Annotated in this window: 15 protein-coding genes; 12 read left to right on the forward strand and 3 right to left on the reverse strand. The window is 68.8% G+C overall.

What is annotated here, in order from left to right:
• Positions 1-17 precede the first annotated feature (17 nt).
• From eccCa to AB5J62_RS02535, 5 genes are all read left to right on the forward strand, one after another.
• A complete protein-coding gene (gene eccCa / locus AB5J62_RS02515; protein WP_370946458.1) occupies positions 18-4025 on the forward strand; it encodes a type VII secretion protein EccCa in 4008 nt (1335 codons plus the stop codon).
• Positions 4026-4058: 33 nt separating this feature from the next.
• Complete coding sequence (locus tag AB5J62_RS02520) at positions 4059-5945, forward strand: type VII secretion-associated protein (protein ID WP_370946459.1); 1887 nt, start codon at positions 4059-4061, stop codon at positions 5943-5945.
• A complete protein-coding gene (locus tag AB5J62_RS02525; RefSeq protein WP_370946460.1) occupies positions 5945-6298 on the forward strand; it encodes a hypothetical protein in 354 nt (117 codons plus the stop codon). The genes AB5J62_RS02520 and AB5J62_RS02525 overlap by 1 nt, the downstream gene beginning before the upstream one ends.
• Positions 6299-6557: 259 nt before the next feature.
• Positions 6558-6890, forward strand: a complete 333-nt coding sequence (locus AB5J62_RS02530) for a WXG100 family type VII secretion target (protein WP_370946461.1) — start codon at positions 6558-6560, stop codon at positions 6888-6890.
• A gap of 69 nt (positions 6891-6959) precedes the next feature.
• Positions 6960-7247 (forward strand): WXG100 family type VII secretion target, encoded by a 288-nt coding sequence (locus AB5J62_RS02535; protein ID WP_370946462.1) that lies wholly within the window; start codon positions 6960-6962, stop codon positions 7245-7247.
• Positions 7248-7381: 134 nt separating this feature from the next.
• Here AB5J62_RS02535 and AB5J62_RS02540 read toward each other — a convergent pair whose 3' ends face one another.
• Together AB5J62_RS02540 and AB5J62_RS02545 are read right to left on the reverse strand one after the other, a co-directional pair.
• Positions 7382-7999: a DUF4333 domain-containing protein gene (locus AB5J62_RS02540; RefSeq protein ID WP_370946463.1), complete on the reverse strand. Its 618-nt coding sequence runs from the start codon at positions 7997-7999 to the stop codon at positions 7382-7384.
• Between the two features lie 28 nt (positions 8000-8027).
• On the reverse strand, positions 8028-8912 hold the full coding sequence (locus AB5J62_RS02545; RefSeq protein WP_370946464.1) for a hypothetical protein: 885 nt from the start codon (positions 8910-8912) through the stop codon (positions 8028-8030).
• 264 nt (positions 8913-9176) lie between these two features.
• On the opposite strand from AB5J62_RS02545, the gene rplM reads away from it, so the two are divergent.
• The 6 genes from rplM (at position 9177) to AB5J62_RS02575 (ending at position 15246) form a co-directional block, all read left to right on the forward strand.
• Positions 9177-9629: a 50S ribosomal protein L13 gene (gene rplM / locus AB5J62_RS02550; RefSeq protein WP_091293709.1), complete on the forward strand. Its 453-nt coding sequence runs from the start codon at positions 9177-9179 to the stop codon at positions 9627-9629.
• Between the two features lie 14 nt (positions 9630-9643).
• Entirely contained in the window at positions 9644-10135 is a 492-nt protein-coding gene (gene rpsI / locus AB5J62_RS02555; RefSeq protein ID WP_091293711.1) for a 30S ribosomal protein S9, read from the forward strand.
• Positions 10136-10270: 135 nt separating this feature from the next.
• A complete protein-coding gene (gene glmM, locus AB5J62_RS02560) occupies positions 10271-11605 on the forward strand; it encodes a phosphoglucosamine mutase (RefSeq protein WP_370946465.1) in 1335 nt (444 codons plus the stop codon).
• A gap of 142 nt (positions 11606-11747) precedes the next feature.
• Positions 11748-12053, forward strand: a complete 306-nt coding sequence (locus AB5J62_RS02565) for a type VII secretion target (RefSeq protein WP_370946466.1) — start codon at positions 11748-11750, stop codon at positions 12051-12053.
• 2 nt (positions 12054-12055) lie between these two features.
• Positions 12056-14809 (forward strand): hypothetical protein, encoded by a 2754-nt coding sequence (locus tag AB5J62_RS02570; RefSeq protein ID WP_370946467.1) that lies wholly within the window; start codon positions 12056-12058, stop codon positions 14807-14809.
• 17 nt (positions 14810-14826) lie between these two features.
• Entirely contained in the window at positions 14827-15246 is a 420-nt protein-coding gene (locus tag AB5J62_RS02575) for a hypothetical protein (RefSeq protein WP_370946468.1), read from the forward strand.
• A 61-nt stretch (positions 15247-15307) separates the two neighbouring features.
• Here the strand turns inward: AB5J62_RS02575 and AB5J62_RS02580 are convergent, their stop codons facing one another.
• Entirely contained in the window at positions 15308-16099 is a 792-nt protein-coding gene (locus AB5J62_RS02580) for a dienelactone hydrolase family protein (protein WP_370946469.1), read from the reverse strand.
• 447 nt (positions 16100-16546) lie between these two features.
• On the opposite strand from AB5J62_RS02580, the gene glmS reads away from it, so the two are divergent.
• A complete protein-coding gene (gene glmS / locus AB5J62_RS02585; protein WP_370946470.1) occupies positions 16547-18400 on the forward strand; it encodes a glutamine--fructose-6-phosphate transaminase (isomerizing) in 1854 nt (617 codons plus the stop codon).
• The last annotated feature ends 16 nt before the right edge of the window (positions 18401-18416 follow it).

An 18416-nucleotide genomic window follows, 5' to 3' on the forward strand; every position in this document is an offset into this window, starting at 1 on the left:
GAAGAGGGGTTCTTTCGGTGAGCACGCTGCAGTTCAAGCGGTCGCCGCGGCTGGCCGCGCCACGCCCACCCGGTGGCGAGGTGCACCTGGAGCCGCCGCCCGAGGTGCCCCGGACGATCCCCGGAAGCGTCGTCATGAAGATGCTGCCGGTGGTGATGATCGTCGCTTCCGTCGGCATGATGGTGGTGATGTTCACCCTCGGTGGACGCAGCCCGATGATGCTCATGATGGGCGGCATGATGGTCATGGGCACCGTCGGCATGATGGCTGGCGGTGGCGGCAAGGGCGGTGGCGCCAAAAAGGCCGAGATGAACGAGGACCGCAAGGACTACCTGCGCTACCTCGGTCAGATGCGTGACCGTGCCCGTGAGGCGATGGTCGACCAGCGTGCCGCGCTCGAGTGGGTGCACCCCGACCCGCAGATGCTGTGGTCGCTCGCCACCAGCCGCCGGATGTGGGAACGCCGCGGCAACGACCAGGACTTCCTCCACCTGCGCGTCGGCCGCAGCTCGCACCGGCTCGCCACCAGGCTCGTCCCGCCGCAGACCGGCCCGGTCGACGAGCTGGAGCCGATCGCCACCCTCGCGCTGCGCCGGTTCGTCCGCGCGCACTCGATCGTGCCCGACCTGCCCACCCAGATCACCCTGCGCGGGTTCGCCGCGGTCAGCATGTCCGGCGAGCGCCAGCTCGTGCGCGGCCTGACCCGGGCGATGCTCGCCCAGCTGGTCACCTTCCACTCCGCGGACGACGTGCTGATCGCCGTCGCCACCGCGGGCCGCGCGAAGGAGGAGTGGGAGTGGGCGAAGTGGCTGCCCCACGTCCAGCACCCCACGCTGTCGGACGGCATCGGCCAGTTGCGGATGATGGCCGGTTCGCTGGCCCAGATCGAAAACTGGCTCGACGAAGAACTGCGTGACCGCCAGCGCTTCTCGCGCAACGCCACGCCCGCGCCGGACCAGCCGCACGTCGTGATCATCATCGACGACGCCGAGGTCACCCGCGAAGAGCAGATCATCCTCGAAGAGGGCCTCGTCGGCGTCACACTGATCGACCTCTCCGACTCCACCGGCAACCTCGCCGCCCGCCGTGGCCTTCGCCTGGTCGTCGAGCCGGAACGCCTCGGCGCGCGCAGCGCCGGCGGCGTCGAATGGTTTGGCAGGCCGGACACGCTCAGCCTGGTCGAGATGGAGGCGCTCGCCCGCCGCATCTCGCCGTACCGGGTCGGTTCCGGCGCCGGTGCCGAGGCCAACGAGGACGAGCCGCTGCTGTCCAACCCGTCGCTGCTCGAACTGCTCGGCATCCCCGGCGACCCGATGACCTTCGACGTGCAGCAGGCGTGGCGGCCGAGGCCGATCCGCGACCGCTACCGCGTCCCGTTCGGCGTCGGCGAGTACGGCCAGCCGGTCGAGCTGGACATCAAGGAAGCCGCCGCGGAGGGCATGGGCCCGCACGGCCTGTGCATCGGCGCGACCGGTTCCGGTAAGTCGGAGTTCCTCCGCACGCTGGTGCTGGGCATGCTGGCCACGCACTCGTCGAGCACGCTCAACTTCGTGCTCGTCGACTTCAAGGGTGGTGCGACGTTCCTCGGCCTGGACTCCGCGCCGCACGTGTCCGCGGTCATCACCAACCTCGCGGACGAGGTCACGCTGGTCGACCGCATGAAGGACGCGCTCGCCGGTGAGATGAACCGCCGTCAGGAAGCGCTGAAGAACGGCGGTAACTTCAAGAACGTCTGGGAGTACGAGAAGGCCCGCGAGAACGGCGCCGACCTCGATCCGCTGCCCGCGCTGTTCATCGTCTGTGACGAGTTCTCCGAGCTGCTGGCCGCGAAGCCCGACTTCATCGACCTGTTCGTCGCCATCGGACGGCTGGGCCGGTCGCTCCAGATGCACATGCTGCTCGCGTCGCAGCGGCTCGAAGAGGGCAAGCTGCGTGGTCTCGACTCGCACCTTTCCTACCGGATCGGCCTCAAGACGTTCTCCGCGGCGGAGTCCCGCGCGGCGATCGGCGTGCCCGACGCGTTCGAGCTGCCGTCGGTCCCCGGTGGCGGGTACCTCAAGTTCGACACCTCGTCGCTGGTGCGGTTCAAGGCCTCGTACGTCTCCGGCCCGTACCGCCCGTCCGGCATCAAGGTCTCCACGCCGGGTTCGGCCGTGGTCCGCGCCGACAAGCGCCCACAGCTGTTCGTGCCCGACTTCATCGAGCTCCCCAAGGAGCCGGAGCCGATCATCGAAGAGGTCGCCGCGCCGCAGAAGGAGTCGGAGGAGGCCGTCGAGCCGAGCGAGCTCGACGTCATCGTCTCGCGCCTGGTCGGCCAGGGCCCGCCGGCGCACGAGGTGTGGCTGCCGCCGCTCAAGGAGCCCAGTTCGCTGGACACCTTGCTGCCCAACCTGAACCCGACCGAAGACCGCGGTCTTTCGCCGGTCGGCTTCTTCGGCAACGGCAGGCTGCAGATCCCGCTCGGCATCGTCGACCGGCCGTACGAGCAGCGGCGTGACCCGCTGTGGGCCGACTTCTCCGGCGCCACCGGGCACGGCGTGCTCGTCGGCGGCCCGCAGTCGGGCAAGTCGACCATGCTCCGCACGCTGATCATGTCGATGGCGCTCACGCACACCCCCGAAGAAGTGCAGTTCTACTGTGTCGACCTCGGTGGTGGCACGCTCGCCGGTCTGCAGGGCCTGCCGCACGTCGGTGGCGTCGCGGTGGCCAGGCGCGAGCCGGACAAGGCCCGCCGCATCGTGGCCGAGCTGACCACGCTGCTGACCGAGCGCGAAGGCCGGTTCGGCGCGCTGGGCATCGACTCGATGGCCGAGTTCCGCAACCGCAAGCGCCGCGGCGAGATCCCGCCCGAGACCGACCCGTTCGGCGACGCGTTCCTCGTGGTCGACGGCTGGAAGGCACTGCGCGAGGACTTCGAGGAGCTCGAGCAGCAGATCACCAAGCTCGCCACCCAGGGGCTGACCTTCGGTGTGCACGTGATGATCGCCGCGAACCGCTGGGCGGACATCCGCCCGGCGATCAAGGACATGCTCGGCACCCGGTTCGAGCTGCGCCTCGGTGACCCGAGCGAGTCGGACATCGACCGCCGCGTCGCGGTCAACGTGCCTGCCGGTCGTCCCGGCCGCGGTCTGACCAGGGATAAGCTGCACATGCTCACCGCGCTGCCCCGGATCGACGGGTCCAGCGACGCCGAGGACGTCGGCGCCGGTGTCGCCGACGCGGTCGCGAAGATCAGCGGCGCCTGGCGTGGCCGCCCCGCGCCGCAGGTCCGCCTGCTGCCGGAGCAGATCACCTACGAAGAAGTCCTCGCGATCGACAAGCGCCGCGATTCGCGTCTGGTCCCGATCGGTGTCAACGAGGACGAGCTCGCCCCGGTGTACCTCGACTTCGACCAGGACCCGCACTTCTACGCGTTCGCCGACGGCGAGTCCGGCAAGACGAACCTGTTGCGCCAGATCGTCCGCGGCATCACCGAGCGGTACACGCCGAAGGAAGCCGTCATCATCCTGGTGGACTTCCGGCGCACCATGCTCGGCTTCATCGAGGGCGAGCAGCTGCTCGGCTACGCGGTGCAGGCCGCGCAGCTCGACGCGATGATGAAGGACGTCGCGAACTCGATGAAGAAGCGGCTGCCCGGCCCGGACGTCACGCAGGAACAGCTCAAGACCCGGTCCTGGTGGAAGGGTCCCGACCTGTTCGTCGTCGTCGACGACTACGACCTGGTGGTCACCTCCACGACCAACCCGCTCAAGCCGGTCGCCGACTTCCTGGCGCAGGCGAAGGACGTGGGTCTGCACATCATCGCCGTCCGCCGCACCGGTGGCGCGGCCCGCGCGATGTTCGACCCGGTCCTCGGCAAGCTCAAGGAGATCGCGGCGCCGGGCATGGTCATGAACGGCTCCCGCGACGAAGGCATGCTGATCGGCAACACCAAGCCCGGACCCATGCCGCCTGGCCGTGGTTTCATCCACAGCCGTAAGTTCGGCAAGCAGCTCATGCAGGTGTCGTGGATCGCGCCTGAATGAGGCAATGAGACCGACAACTAAGGGGAGCGGCTTGTGACGTTGAGGGTCGCTGTCGACTTCGGGACGTCGAGCACCTGCGTTGTCGCTTCGGTCAATGGGCGTGATCCCCAGGTCGTGGTGATCGACGGGCAGCCGTTGATGTCGTCCGCGGTGTTCGCCGCCGCGGACGGCACGCTGTTCGTCGGCCAGGAGGCCGAGCGGCAGGCCGCCGTCGACCCCTCGCGGTACGAGCCGAACCCGAAGCGCCGGATCGACGAGGGCGAGCTGCTGCTCGGCGATTCGGTGCTGCTGGTCACCGACGTGGTGCACGCGGTGCTGCGCCGCGCGGTGACCGAGGCCAAGGTGCTCGCGGGCGGCGCGGACGTCAACCTGCTGGTGCTGACCCACCCGGCGGACTGGGGTGCGATCCGGACCAGGCTGCTGCGCCAAGCCGCGGGCAGGCTCGCGAACGAGGTCGCGCTGGTGCCGGAGCCGGTCGCGGCGGCCGTGTTCCACGCCGCGACGTTCGCGCCGTCGGATCTCCAGTCCGAGCGGACCGTCGAGTTCAGCGGTCAGCCGGGCCAGGCGATCGCGGTGCTCGACCTCGGCGGCGGCACGGTCGACGTCAGCGTCGTGCGCCGAGCGCCCGCCGCCGGGCCTGGTGGCAGGCGTGGCGGGTTCCAGGTGCTGGCGACCCGCGGCGACCCCAGCTTCGGTGGCGCCGACATCGACCAGGCGCTGCTCGAACATGTCGGCTCGCTGGTGTCGGCGACCGATCCACAGGCGTGGCGCCAGCTCGTCGAAGGCCGCGAGATGGCCGACCGGCGACGTCGCCGGGTGCTGCGCCAGGACGTCCGCGGCGCCAAGGAGACGCTGTCCCGGCACGCGTACACCGACGTGCCGATGCCGCCGCCGTTCGCCGACGCGCACGTGACCAGGGAAGACCTGGAACGGCTGATCGCCTCGCCGCTGGGCCGCGCCGTCGAGCTCACCCGCGCGGCCATCGACGACGCCGGCCTGCGTCCGCCGCAGCTCAGCGCGATCTTCCTGGTCGGCGGGTCCAGCCGGATCCCGATGATCTCGCGCCTGGTGCACGAACGCACCGGCGTCGTGCCCACCACGCTCGACCAGCCGGAGACGGTCGTCGCCCGCGGTGCGCTGCGTGCCGTGCTGATCGACCCGGACCGCACCGGCGCGCTGCCGGGTTCCGCCGTTTCCGGCGGGCCGAGCGGCCCGCGTCAGATCGACGAGCGCACCGAGATCGTCCGGCCTGGCGAACCCCGCCGGCCCTATCCGCCCGCGCCTCAGCCCGCGTACAGCCAGGTGCAGGCGCCGCCGCGCCCGATGCCGCAGCAGGCGCCGCCGGTGCGGCAGCCGTCCGGCAACTGGAACCAGCCCGCGAAGCCCAAGCCCAAGCCCAAGCGCAAGCTGCCGTGGGTGCTCGGGGGAGTGGTGCTGCTGGTGGTGGCGGCCGTCGCGACCTTGCTCGTCGTCTTGAACGGCGGCGAGGAAGGCAAGCAGTACGCGGCGTACGACTACCGCTTCTACGCGCCTGCCGACTGGGTGCAGACGACCGACAACGTCTCGGACCGTCAGGTCGTGCTGCGGCCGGGCGATCTGCAGACCGGGGACGATCTGGTGTCCGTGCAGGAATACCAGATGACCTACGACGCCACCGCGAACCGCCAGGCACTCGTCGACGAGCTGCGCGGCAAGGTCGAGAAGAGCTCCAGCCACAGCGGGTTCGCCGCGGAGAAGTCGTTCGGCGGCAAGACCGTCATCTACTACCAGGAGACCAAGGCGGCCGCGCGGCTCGACTGGTACGTCGCCGCGCAGGGCATGCGCCGCGTCCACGTCGCCTGCCAGTACGCGACCGACTCGGTGCGGCCGCGGATCCAGGCCGCCTGCGAGCAGGTCGTCCGGACGCTGGAGATCGGCTGATGAACGAGCACACCGGTTCCGATCTCACCAGGGCGGCGGAGAACGCCATCACCTACGCGCGACGCGTCGGGGGTACCGCGCGCGCCCAGCGCGAACGTCATCGCGCCGAGAACAAGGAACTGATCAAGGAGTTCGGGAAGCGCCGTCTCGCGGGTTCCGCGACCAAGCCGACTCCGCCCGCGTTGCTCGAAGCGGCCCGCCGGTTCCGATTCGCGACTGGAAATCCGGTCCCCGAATTCCCGAGCGCGAACGAATTGGTTCCGCCGAGACCACCTCGTCCGCCGAAACCACCCCGATCGGGTGACGAGGACGAGGACTTTTCGCAAGCGCGAATCATGATCCGCGGCGACTGACGGCTGTGCACAGTAGACACAAGCTGCGGGTAAAACCCCTGGTACGGCTCGGTTTCGCGGGCTTTTCCACGAGTTTCGCGCAGGCGCTCATCCACCTTCGGATGATCGGTTCCCGATCCGAGCATTAGCGCAAGCAACTACTTGGGAACAAGCGAGGACAACGTGGAACCAACCATGGCAGGGTCTCCGTCATAGGCACGTACCAAACGAGAACGACCGAGTACGGGCACACCACACTTACGAAGGGGGCTAATCCCACATGGCTACTCAGGGTTTCAAGGGAACGCCGGAACAGTTCACCCAGGCCGAGAAGCAGGTCACCGAGGTCCGCGTCGCGATGGACCAGAACCTGTCCAAGCTGCGTGACAACATCGAGGCCACCCGCGCCGGATGGTCCGGTAAGGCCGCTGACGCCTTCAACAACGTCATGCACCGCTTCGACGAGGACGGCCGCAAGCTGAACGAGTCGCTGCAGCGGATCGCCTCCCTTCTCGAAGAGGCCGGCTCCAAGTACGCGCGGACTGAGGCTCAGAACGACGAGCTCGTCAACGCGCTGCACAAGGGCTTCGGCTCCGCGCTCGAGGGCAACTGATCTTCGCTTCACCTTCGCTAGTCCCTGAATACTCAAAGACTTTTCGCTTCTATCACCTGGGAGGGTGACATGCCTGACGGCATTTCCGTTGATTACGCCACGATCCACGCGGCCGCCGACGACTGCAAGAACACCGGTTCCGAGCTGCAGGGCCAGTTCGACCAGCTCATGCAGGACCTCTCGCCGCTGACCCACGACTGGGAAGGTGCCGCCAAGGAGGCCTACGGCGTCGCGCAGAAGCAGTGGAACGACGCGTTCGAGGACCTCAAGCAGGTTCTGGCGCAGATCGCCTCCGTGCTGCCGCAGCTGGCCGACGGCTACCAGGGCACCGAGTCGGGCGTCGAGCAGCTGTTCTGATCTCGCTCGCACACCCGAGACACGGTGGGCCAAGCGCTTCGGCGCTCAGGCCCACCGTTTTCGTTTGCACGAAAGAAAAAGAGTCGTGAGTGGTACGGCCGGTTCTAACCGGTCATACCACTCACGACCCTCGTTCAGTGCGGGGCGCCGACTTCGTATTCGGGCTTCTCGTTGAGCACCCGGACGGTCACCGTCTTCGGCTGGCCGCTGACGTCGACCTTGCAGTCGAACGTCGTCCCGTTCTTCGCGGCCTGACCGCTGGGGCAGCTCGCGTTCTTGATGTCGTGCTCGCCGTAGTTCTCGGTCAGCACCTTGGAAACCCCGTCCTGCAAGGACTTCTGGTCCAACGTGTCACCGGCGAACGCGCCGAGCAGCCAGGCCGTGACACCGGCCGCGGCCAGCACGAGTACGCCGACACCGCCGAAGATGAGCGGCTTCTTGGAGCGCTCCTTCTTCGTCACGAGCACTTCTTCGAACGCGCCGAGGCCGCCGTACTGGGTCGGCTGGAAACCGCCGCCGAACTGGCCCTGCTGCTGCGGGGGAGCAGGCTGCTGCTGTTGTTGTTGCCAGGGGCCGCCGTACGGGCCGGTCTGCGGCTGGGCGGCGGGATTCTGCTGCCACTGCCCGGTGTACGACCCGGTCTGCTGCGGGCCGTCCGGCGCCTGCTGCCACTGACCCGAGTGCGGGCCGGTGGCCGCCTGCGGGTCCTGGGGCTGCCACCACTGCTGGGGCTGTTCGGGCGGCTGGGTCATCGCGGGTCCCCCGTGTTCGATCGGTCGCTCATCCGCCCTGCACCTCGCCGAGCCGCTTGTAGAAGTCGGCGACCGCGGCGTCGTCGGGCAGCGCGGTCACGTCGGCGGGGTCCGGGATCTTCGGCAGGTCCTGCGGGCTGGCCGGGCCGAGGAAGCGGAAGTCGTACTTCAGCTCCATCTTGTGCCCGCCCCCTTCGAACTTCGCCTCCATGGAGATGGTGCTGAGCTTGCCGTCGGCGTCGACGACGAACTTGGTCGGGATCGTCTGCTTGCGCAGCTCCGGGCCCATCATGTCGAGCGCGGACTGCGGCAGCACCTCCACCCGCGAGGTGAGGAACGCGTCGAGCGTCACATCGACGCTGACCTCGGTCTTGCCGTCCGGGGTGCTGCGCGCGCCCTTGACCGCCCGCTTGTCGGCGCGGACCGAGCGGGTGATCGTGTCGGCCATCTTGCAGGCGGTGATCACGCCGGAGTACGCGCACAGCGGGCCGAGGTTCGCCTTCTTCGGCATCGACACCCACGAGGTCGGCGCGAGGCTCTTGTAGACCGGACCGAGGTGCATGTACTCGACCGAGCCCTCGGCCGGGATGAACGTGTCGAGCGACTCGTCGGGGTTCTTCTCCGACCGGTTGCGGCTGATCCGGCTCTCCGGCGAGCCCTGGCGCGACGCGGTGATGATGCTGTGCAGCCACTTGTCGTCGAGCCGGATGTAGGCGTCGTTCGAGGTCTTCGTGTCCGGCCGGTCGAGCGAGGCGTCGAGCTTGTCCATCGCGCCCGCGAACTTGGCGTTCACGTAGGCCGTGGCGTCCTCACCGTTGGGCAGCGCCGTGCCGGCCTTCGCCTGGCCGCAGCCGGCCGCCGCGAGCAGGAGCACCGAGCCGAGCGCGAGATAAGTCGTTGGCCGTCGTTTCATCCTGTTCCCCATGTTGAGCGCGGTCCCCGCGTGGATCGTCTCATTCTCGCCGCGAGCGCCCGCCCGGGTACCCGGAACGCCCCGATCGGGCCGTGTCGGGAGTGGGTGTATCGACAGGCCCGGCGTAAGATGCCCGGTCATACCGACCCCCGCTTCGTCAGCTCGATCGGCGAGCGGGTATCTTCATATGTCGTTGTGCGTTGCGGCGAGCAATCGTTAGGCACGCACAGAACCCACACGCAATGTTGACGACGAGGTAGACCCTTGCCCACGTACAGCCCCAAGCCCGGCGACGTCACTCGTGCCTGGCACGTGATCGACGCCGAGGATGTCGTGCTCGGCCGGCTCGCGACTGAGGTCGCCACGCTGCTGCGCGGCAAGCACAAGCCGACCTACGCCCCGCACGTGGACACCGGTGACTTCGTCATCATCGTCAACGCCGAGAAGGTCGCGCTCACCGGCAACAAGCGCGAGCAGAAGTTCGCGTACCGGCACTCCGGTTACCCGGGCGGCCTCTCCAAGCGCTCCTTCGGCGAGCTGCTCGACACCAAGCCCGAGCGGCTGGTCGAGAAGGTCGTCAAGGGCATGCTGCCGAAGAACAAGCTCGGTCGCGCGATGGGGAAGAAGCTGAAGGTCTACTCGGGCCCGCAGCACCCCCACGGCGCGCAGCAGCCGCAGACCCGCGAGATCAACAAGATCGCGCAGGTCGTCAAGTGAGTGAGGAAGTTTCTGTGACCAGCACCGAGACCGAGACTCTCGCCGAGGGCACGACCGAGTCGTTCGACGGCGTCGTGACCAGCGAGACCCCGGCCGCCCCGAAGCCGTCCCGCGCCGCCGGTGGCACCGCCCAGACCGTCGGCCGCCGCAAGGAGGCGGTCGTCCGCGTCCGCGTCGTGCCCGGCACCGGTGAGTTCAAGCTCAACGGCCGCTCGCTCGAGTCGTACTTCCCGAACAAGGTCCACCAGCAGCTCATCCGCGAGCCGCTCGTGACCGTCGAGAAGCCGGACTCGTTCGACATCTTCGCCCGCCTGCACGGTGGCGGCATCTCCGGCCAGGCCGGTGCGCTGCGTCTCGCGATCGCCCGCGCGCTCGTCGAGGTCGACGCCGATGACCGCCCTGTCCTCAAGAAGGCAGGCTTCCTCAAGCGCGACGCGCGTGCCGTCGAGCGCAAGAAGTACGGCCTGAAGAAGGCCCGCAAGGCTCCGCAGTACAGCAAGCGCTGATCGACACCGCGCTTTGCCGGAAGCGCTCATCCGTTCCTCGGGTGGGCGCTTCCGTGCTTTCCGGGTGCTTCTTCTCATAGCCCCGATGTCTCCCCAACCCCATGCTTGTGTAGGTCGTACAAGGAGGTCCGACGGATGGCTCGCCTGTTCGGTACTGATGGTGTCCGTGGGCTCGCGAATGACGAGCTGACCCCGGAGCTCGCGCTGTCGCTGGCGGCCAGCGCCGCCCGCGTGCTCGTCGCGCACGACAGCTCGCACCGCCCGATCGCGGTCGTCGGCCGTGACCCCCGCGCCAGCGGCGAGATGCTGGAGGCCGCCGTCGTCGCGGGCCTCGCCTCCGCAGGCGCCGATGTGCGCCGCGTCGGCGTGATGCCGACCCCCGCCGTCGCCTACCTGGTCGGCGCGCTGAACGCCGACATCGGCGTGATGATCTCCGCCTCGCACAACCCGATGCCCGACAACGGCATCAAGTTCTTCGCCGCCGGTGGGCACAAGCTGGCCGACGACCTCGAGGACGAGATCGAGGCCGGTCTCACCGCGCCCGACACCCGCCCCATCGGCGCCGCGGTCGGCCGCGTGACCGACGTCGAGGACGCCCTCGACCGCTACCTCCAGCACCTGCTGGTGGCCACCCCGCACACCCTCGAAGGCATCAAGGTCGTCGTCGACTGCGCGAACGGCGCTTCGGCGGCCGCCGCGCCCGAGGTCTACCGCGCCGCCGGCGCCGAGGTCATCGCCATCAACGCGAGCCCTGACGGCCTCAACATCAACGCGGCCTGCGGCTCCAACCACCCGGAGCAGCTGTTCAAGGCCGTCGTCGAGCACGGCGCCGACCTGGGCATCGCCCACGACGGCGACGCCGACCGCTGTGTCGCGGTCGACGCGGCCGGTGAGCTCATCGACGGCGACCAGATCATGGCCGTCCTCGCGCTCGCGCTCGCCGAGTCCGGCGAGCTGACCAACGACACGCTGGTCGCGACCGTGATGAGCAACCTCGGCCTGCACTTGGCGATGAAGGCGCACGGCATCAACGTCGTCACCACCGCCGTCGGCGACCGCTACGTCCTCGAAGAGCTCCGCGCCAGCGGCTTCGCGCTCGGCGGCGAGCAGTCCGGCCACGTCGTGCTCCCCGAGTACGCCACCACCGGCGACGGCCTGCTCACCGCGCTGCGCCTGATGGCCAGGATGGCCGCGACCGGCAAGTCGCTGGCCGACCTGGCGGGCGTCATGCACCGCCTGCCGCAGGTGCTGGTCAACGTCAAGGTCGCCGACAAGGCCGCCGTCGCCGACTCCAGCGCCGTCCGCGACGCCGTCGGCGCCGTCGAGGCCGAGCTCGGCGACGAGGGCCGCGTCCTGCTCCGCCCGTCCGGCACCGAGCAGCTGGTCCGCGTCATGGTCGAAGCCCCTGCTCAGGACACCGCGCAGGCCGCTGCCGACCGTCTCGCGGGCGTGGTCTCGGCCGTCTCCTGACCCGGCGACCCCGTTTGGGTCGAAGCTTGTGCGCACGTCCTCTGAGCTGGGTACTTTGTATGTGCATTAGCGACGGCACCGAATGGCGCTCGGCTGCGTCATAGCGTCAACGCACGCAGACCTCGGGACAAAAGGGGGAATCATGGCCGGTGGCCAGAAAGTCGATCCAGGCAAGATCAACGCTGTCGGATCGGCGTACAACACCGAGGGCGGCGACCTGGTCACCGCGGGCTCGAAGATCGAGACCGGTGTCTCGATGGGCCAGGTCGGCAACGCGTGGACGCCGGTCGCCGCGGACTACAGCAACGCGATCAAGAAGTACCGCGACTCGGTGACCACCTACGGCCAGAAGTCCACCGACCTCGGCGGCAAGCTGACCTCCGCGGCAGGCCACTACGAAAAGGGCGAGCAGGTCAACGCCGACGCCATGGCTTCGAAGGGTCGCTGAGCATGAGCAAGAACCCCTTTACCGGCGACGCTCAGGCCAAGGTGGCCAACGCCACGTTCACCGCGCAAGAGCTCGACCAGATGCGCAAGAGCCTGGACGACCCGAACGTCTCCGCGGAGAACAAGAAGAACTTCCTCTACGCGCTGTCGGACGCGGGCCGTCTCAACGACGGCGAGATCGTCAAGTACTCCGAGCAGGTCGGCGCCAATCCAGGCGATGTCTGGATGGGCGGCAAAAACCTCAAAGAGAACATGCAGAACGCGTCCAAGAGCCTGGGCGCGGCTGAGGAAGACCGGCGCAACGCGGTCGTCAAGCAGCAGAAGGGCGCCGTCGACGGTGCCCAGAAGGCACTCGACCAGGGCGGATTCTCCTCGTCCGACCAGATCATCGACCAGGCCGAGAAGGCGATGGTCCTGTTCGACGACTTCTACCCGCGGTTCCAGAAGGCGGGTGGCGGCGCTCCGGGTGGTGCTCCCGCCGACGCGCCCCCGCCGAAGAACCGCCAGGTCGTCACGAACACCGGGGCCGGGACCAAGGGTTCGACCGCTTCCGGTGGCGGCGGTGGCTACAAGGCGTCCGGCATCGACCCGCGCGGCCTGCGGATGGGGCTCGACGAGTTCCGCCGCATCTCCTTCACCGCGTTCCACGCCGACGCGACGGTGCTGACCACCGCGGGCAAGACCGTCGCCGAGTCCAAAGAGGCGATGGACAAGGCGTGGGCCGCGAACACCGCGGACTGGGCAGGCGACGCGAAGTCGGCCGCGCAGAACGCGAACAACGCGATGGTCAAGGCCTCCGGTGACCTGCACCAGGCGCTGAAGACCGCGCCGGAGAACATCACCTACACGATCGACGAAGCGATCCAGCAGAACGTCATCAACTACGCGCACTGCATCCTGGATCTCTACGGCGAAGGCAAGATGGCCAACCTCACGGCGCCGCAGATCGACGGCTTCATCGACGCCAAGGAGAAGCTGCCGGACGCGATCAAGCAGCTCGAGGCGAAGATCAAGGAGATCGAGGACAAGAGCTGGTGGGACGACTTCGTCGACCTGCTGTCCAACCCGATCACCGCGGTGCTGACGATCATCAACCCGATCGGCGCGCTGATCGGCTACAACCTCGCCGACTCGATCACCGAGGACAACATCAAGGAAGAGTGCGAGAAGTACAAGGGCATCCTCAAGGAGGCCCAGGACAAGCTCAAGCAGTTCTGCGATGACTACACGACCAAGGCGAACTCGGTCCACGAGCAGGGCCAGACGTTCGTGTCCGGTATCCAGGACAACTACTCCGCGCTGATCGACTCGCTGAACAAGGGCCTCGAGCCCGACCCGTTCGCGTCGGTCGGCAAGGAGGGCGAGACCAAGCCCGTCGACAAGCCTGGCGTCGACACCGGTGGTGGCGGCAAGGGCAAGATCGACACCGGTGGTGGCGGCGGTGGCTCGACGGGTGGCGGCGGCTCGACCGGCGGCGGCGGGTCCATCACGCCGCCCGAGGCGAAGCCACCGGAGGCGACGAAGCCGGAAGAGGGCAAGAACCCCATCACCGGCAAGGATCTGGAGATCGACCCGGACACGGGCAAGCCGTATCCGATCGACCCGAAGACCGGCGAGCCCATCAAGGAATACGGCGACGACCAGGACACGATGACCGTCCAAAAGGGCGAGAACACCATCGCGATGTCCGAGCCCGACAAGACCGGCAAGATGGAGATCTCGGTCGACGACGGTCAGGGCCACAAGAAGGAATACAAGCTCGACTTCGACGACGACAAGGGCCAGGAAAAGGGCCCCGACGGCAAGCCGCTGCCCGCCACCGACCAGCAGAGCTTCGGCCCGCAGGGCGTGCAGGCGCAGGACGGCAAGCCCGGTCCCGACGGCTCGTACAAGCCGGGCCCTGACGGCAAGATCCACATCAAGGACGGCAACCTCGAAATCACCGCCGAGCGTCCTGACGGCCCCGACGGCCCGACCGTGGTCACGGTCGACGACGGCAAGGGCGAGCCGACCAAGTACACCCTCGACGAGAAGGACGGCGACAAGGCCGACCTCGGCGCCGGTGACCACAAGGGTGACAAGTCGGACCTGAAGACCGACGACATCAAGCCGGGCGAGGGCCGCGAGCCCGCAGACCGGCCGACCGATGGCGGCTCCGGGATCGAGCACGACAAGGACGCCGTGCCGGTCGAGGAGCGCGACCCGGCGCCCGACAACCCGGACCCGGGCATGACGCCCGGTCAGGACGCCGGCGGTTTCGTCGCGCCTGGTGGTCTCGACCTCGAAGGTGACATCGGCGGCTCGGAGCCCGTCGACGCACCCGCCGAAGAAGGCGTCGCCGTGGCCGGTGGCACCGGCGAGGAGACCGTGACCGCGGGTTCGGACGCGGCCTCGGGGTTCTCCTCCGGCGGACTGGGTGAGGGCATCTCGCTCGACGCGGGCATGCAGACCGGCAGCGACGCGTCGTTCGCCTCGTCCGACTCCGGCCTGGGCATGGCGCCCGGCGGCAACGACCCCGGTCACCCGGCGGCCGCCGCGGCGGCAGCGGGCTCGCCCGCGGGCGGCGGCATGGGCCAGATGGGCGGAATGATGGGTGGCATGGGCGGCGCGCCTGGTGGCGGCGGCGGTGGCGACACGCAGCGCCAGTCGAGCCAGTACCGCGTCGACGGTGCCATCTTCGAGACCAGCGGTGCCAAGGGCCGGATCAGCGGATCGCTCGATGACGACGGCGACCGCTCGATCAGCTACGAGCGCTGAGCGGACAAGGGGAGATCATGACCAGCGGAGTCGACCCGCAGCTGGCCGAGCGGCTGGCGCAGACCAACGCGAACGTACGCGCGAGCGCCGAGGAGATCGGGGACCGCGTACGCGCCAAGTCCCGTGAGATCACCGAAGAGCAGGAACGCATGCGCGAAGCGGCCGAGCGGCACAGCGCCGAGCTGGACCGCCAGGTCGAAGAGAAGAAGGAAGCCGCGAAGAACCAGTGGAACGCTCGTTCCGAGCAGGACCACACGATGCGCTTCGGCGACAACGAGGAGGAGCACCACGCTCCGCCGCCGCCCCAGCCGGCGCCGTACGCCATGCCGGAGCCGCCTGCCGCGGCCACTCCGCCTGCCGAGGCACGGCGCGGCCGTCACGCGCGCCGCGCGGTCGACGACGAGGACGACTTCTCGACGACGAACTGGCTGGACTGACGCCCGTACGTAAAAGGCCCCCTTGCTCCTCACGAGCAAGGGGGCCTTTCGCGTATGAGGGTCAGTCGGCGAAGGCCTCGATCGTGGCCTTCTTGACGTCGGCTTCGAGCAGCGGGCGGAACTTGTCGGTGCCCGTCAGGTGGGTCAGGAAGAACGCGGTGAACAGCGCACGGACCAGCACCTGCGTGCGGCGCTGCGGTTTACCGTCGAGCAGCAGCTGACTCCAGTGCTTGCCCTCGGTGACAGCCAGGTGCGACGACTTGCCGATCAACCGCAGCTGCGCCTCGCCGCCCCAAGCCTTCGCTATGGCCGCCGCGTTACCTGCGGCAGGCGCGACCAGATCGTCGGCGACGGCCAGGTGCAGGCCGGGCGCGGTGATCTTCTTCGCGGCTTCCGTCGCAGGTGGAATCGTTTGCGTGGCCGCGAACGTGGCGACCGCCTTCACCCGGTGCTCCGACCCGGCGAGCACCGCGGCACCGCCCCCGATCGAGTGCCCGGCAAGCCCGAGCCGATCCGGGTCGACGCTGATGCCATCCGGCCCGAGCCGCACACCGGTCACCACGTCGAGCGTGGCGAGCAGGTCAGCGCCCAGCAACCGCGGCGACGGCAACGGCCCGACCTGCGTCGCGGGCGCCGCGGCCACAATGCCCCAGCTCGCCAGGTGACTCAGCAGCTGCCGGTACCGCCGCGGCGGCTGCAACCACCCATGCCCGAACGCGACCGCCGGCAACCCAAGCCCCGCCGTCGGCGTGTAGACGACCCCAGGCAGGCCGACGAGTGCGAGGTTGCCCCGAAGCACCTCATGCGGCCCGTGATGGGACAGCTCCGAGAGCAATTCCTTCGCCTTCGCCATGCGCGTGACCTTACTGCTCCGGCCCATACCCCACCGCTCCGCCGCCCACCCCCGGCCGAGAAAAGCCCGAAAGCCACTTTCGTCAGATGCCATCTGCCGAAAGTGGCTTTCGGGCTACAGGACCTGACGAACGCCCCTCTCGGGCTCGCGCCAGGTCCCGAAAGCCGCATTGGGGACTTGCTAGGGACCGAAAGACGCATTGGGGCCCTGGCAGGTGCCGAACGACGCATTGGGGTCCTGCTGGGGACCGAAAGCCGCATTGGGGACGTGGCAGGGACCGAAGGACGCATTCGGGAGCTGCCAGGTGCCGAAAGCCGCATTCGGGATCTGACGGGGACCAAAGGACGCATTGGGATTTTTCCCAGGATTCGGGCCGAGCAGTACCAGTCGGGCCGGTGGTCGGGTGCCGGGCGAGTGTGGTCTGGGTCTCTCGTTACCCTGATGGGCGTGTGCGGAATCGTGGGATATGTCGGACACCGGCCTGCGCTGGACGTGGTGCTCGGTGGGCTTCGGCGGATGGAATACCGGGGCTATGACTCGGCGGGTGTCGCTGTGCTGGATGGCGCGGGGAAGCTGACCGTCGAGCGCAAGGCGGGCCGGCTGGCCAACCTCGAAGCGCAGCTCGACGCCGTTGGGCGGGACGCGTTCGCGGGTACCGCCGGGATGGGGCACACGCGCTGGGCGACGCATGGCGCGCCGGTCGACCGGAACTCGCACCCGCACCGTGACACCACCGGCCGGGTCGCCGTCGTGCACAACGGGATCATCGAGAACTTCGCCGTGCTGCGTGCCGAGCTCGAGGCCGATGGTGTCGAGATGAGCAGCGACACCGACAGCGAGACCGCCGCGCACCTGGTCGCCCGTGCCTTCCAGAACGGTGGTGACTTCGCCGACAGCGTGCGCGCCGTCTGCCGTCGCCTCGAAGGTGCGTTCACGCTGGTCGTCACGCACGCCGACAAGCCGGACACGATCGTCGCGGCGCGGCGGTCGTCGCCGCTGGTCGTCGGGGTCGGCGAGGGGGAGCACTTCGTCGCGTCGGATGTCTCCGCGTTCATCGAGCACACTCGCGAGGCCGTTGAGCTGGGGCAGGACCAGGTCGTCGTGATCACCCGCGACGGCTACGAGGTCACCGACTTCCACGGCGACGCCGCGCAGGCGAAGCCGTTCACCGTCGACTGGGACCTGAGCGCCGCCGAGAAGGGCGGCCACGAGTACTTCATGCTCAAGGAGATCGAGGAGCAGCCGGAGGCGCTCGCGAACACGCTGCGCGGGCACTTCGACGGCGGCCGGATCATCCTCGACGAGCAGCGCATCTCCGACCAGGACCTGCGTGACGTCGACAAGGTATTCGTGATCGCGTGCGGCTCGGCGTACCACTCCGGCCTGGTCGCCAAGTACGCGATCGAGCATTGGACGCGCCTGCCGGTCGAGGTCGAGCTGGCCAGTGAGTTCCGCTACCGCGACCCGGTGCTCGACCGCGCGACGCTGGTCGTCGCCGTTTCGCAGTCCGGCGAGACCGCGGACACGCTCGAAGCCGTCCGGCACGCCCGCGAGCAGAAGGCGCGCGTGCTGGCCGTCTGCAACACCAACGGCGCGCAGATCCCGCGTGAGTCGGACGCGGTGCTCTACACCCACGCGGGCCCGGAGATCGGCGTCGCGTCGACGAAGGCGTTCCTCGCGCAGATCGCGGCGAACTACCTGGTCGGGCTGGCGTTGGCGCAGGCGCGCGGCACCAAGTACCCCGACGAGGTCGCCCGCGAGTTCGCCGAGCTGGAGGCCATGCCGGCCGCCGTCCAGAAGGTACTGTCCACTGTGGACCAGGTGCGCGACCTCGGCCGCCGCATCGCCGACTCGAAGGCGGTGCTGTTCCTCGGCCGCCACGTCGGCTTCCCGGTCGCGCTCGAGGGCGCGCTGAAGCTCAAGGAACTCGCGTACATGCACGCCGAGGGCTTCGCCGCCGGTGAGCTCAAGCACGGCCCGATCGCGCTGATCGAAGAAGGCCTGCCGGTCGTCGTCGTGATGCCGTCGCCGAAGGGCCGCGCGGTGCTGCACTCCAAGCTGGTCTCCAACATCAGCGAGATCCAGGCCCGTGGCGCCCGCACGATCGTCATCGCCGAAGAGGGCGACGAGACGGTCCGCCCGTTCGCCGACGAGCTGATCGAGATCCCCGCGGTGCCGACGCTGCTGCAGCCGCTCGTGTCGACGGTCCCGCTGCAGGTGCTGGCCGCCGAGATCGCCAAGACTCGCGGGTACGACGTCGACAAGCCGCGTAACCTGGCGAAGTCGGTCACGGTCGAGTAGTTCTCCGGGAGGCGCC

Origin of the sequence: Amycolatopsis sp. cg5, assembly GCF_041346955.1 — a bacterium.
Taxonomy (GTDB): domain Bacteria; phylum Actinomycetota; class Actinomycetes; order Mycobacteriales; family Pseudonocardiaceae; genus Amycolatopsis.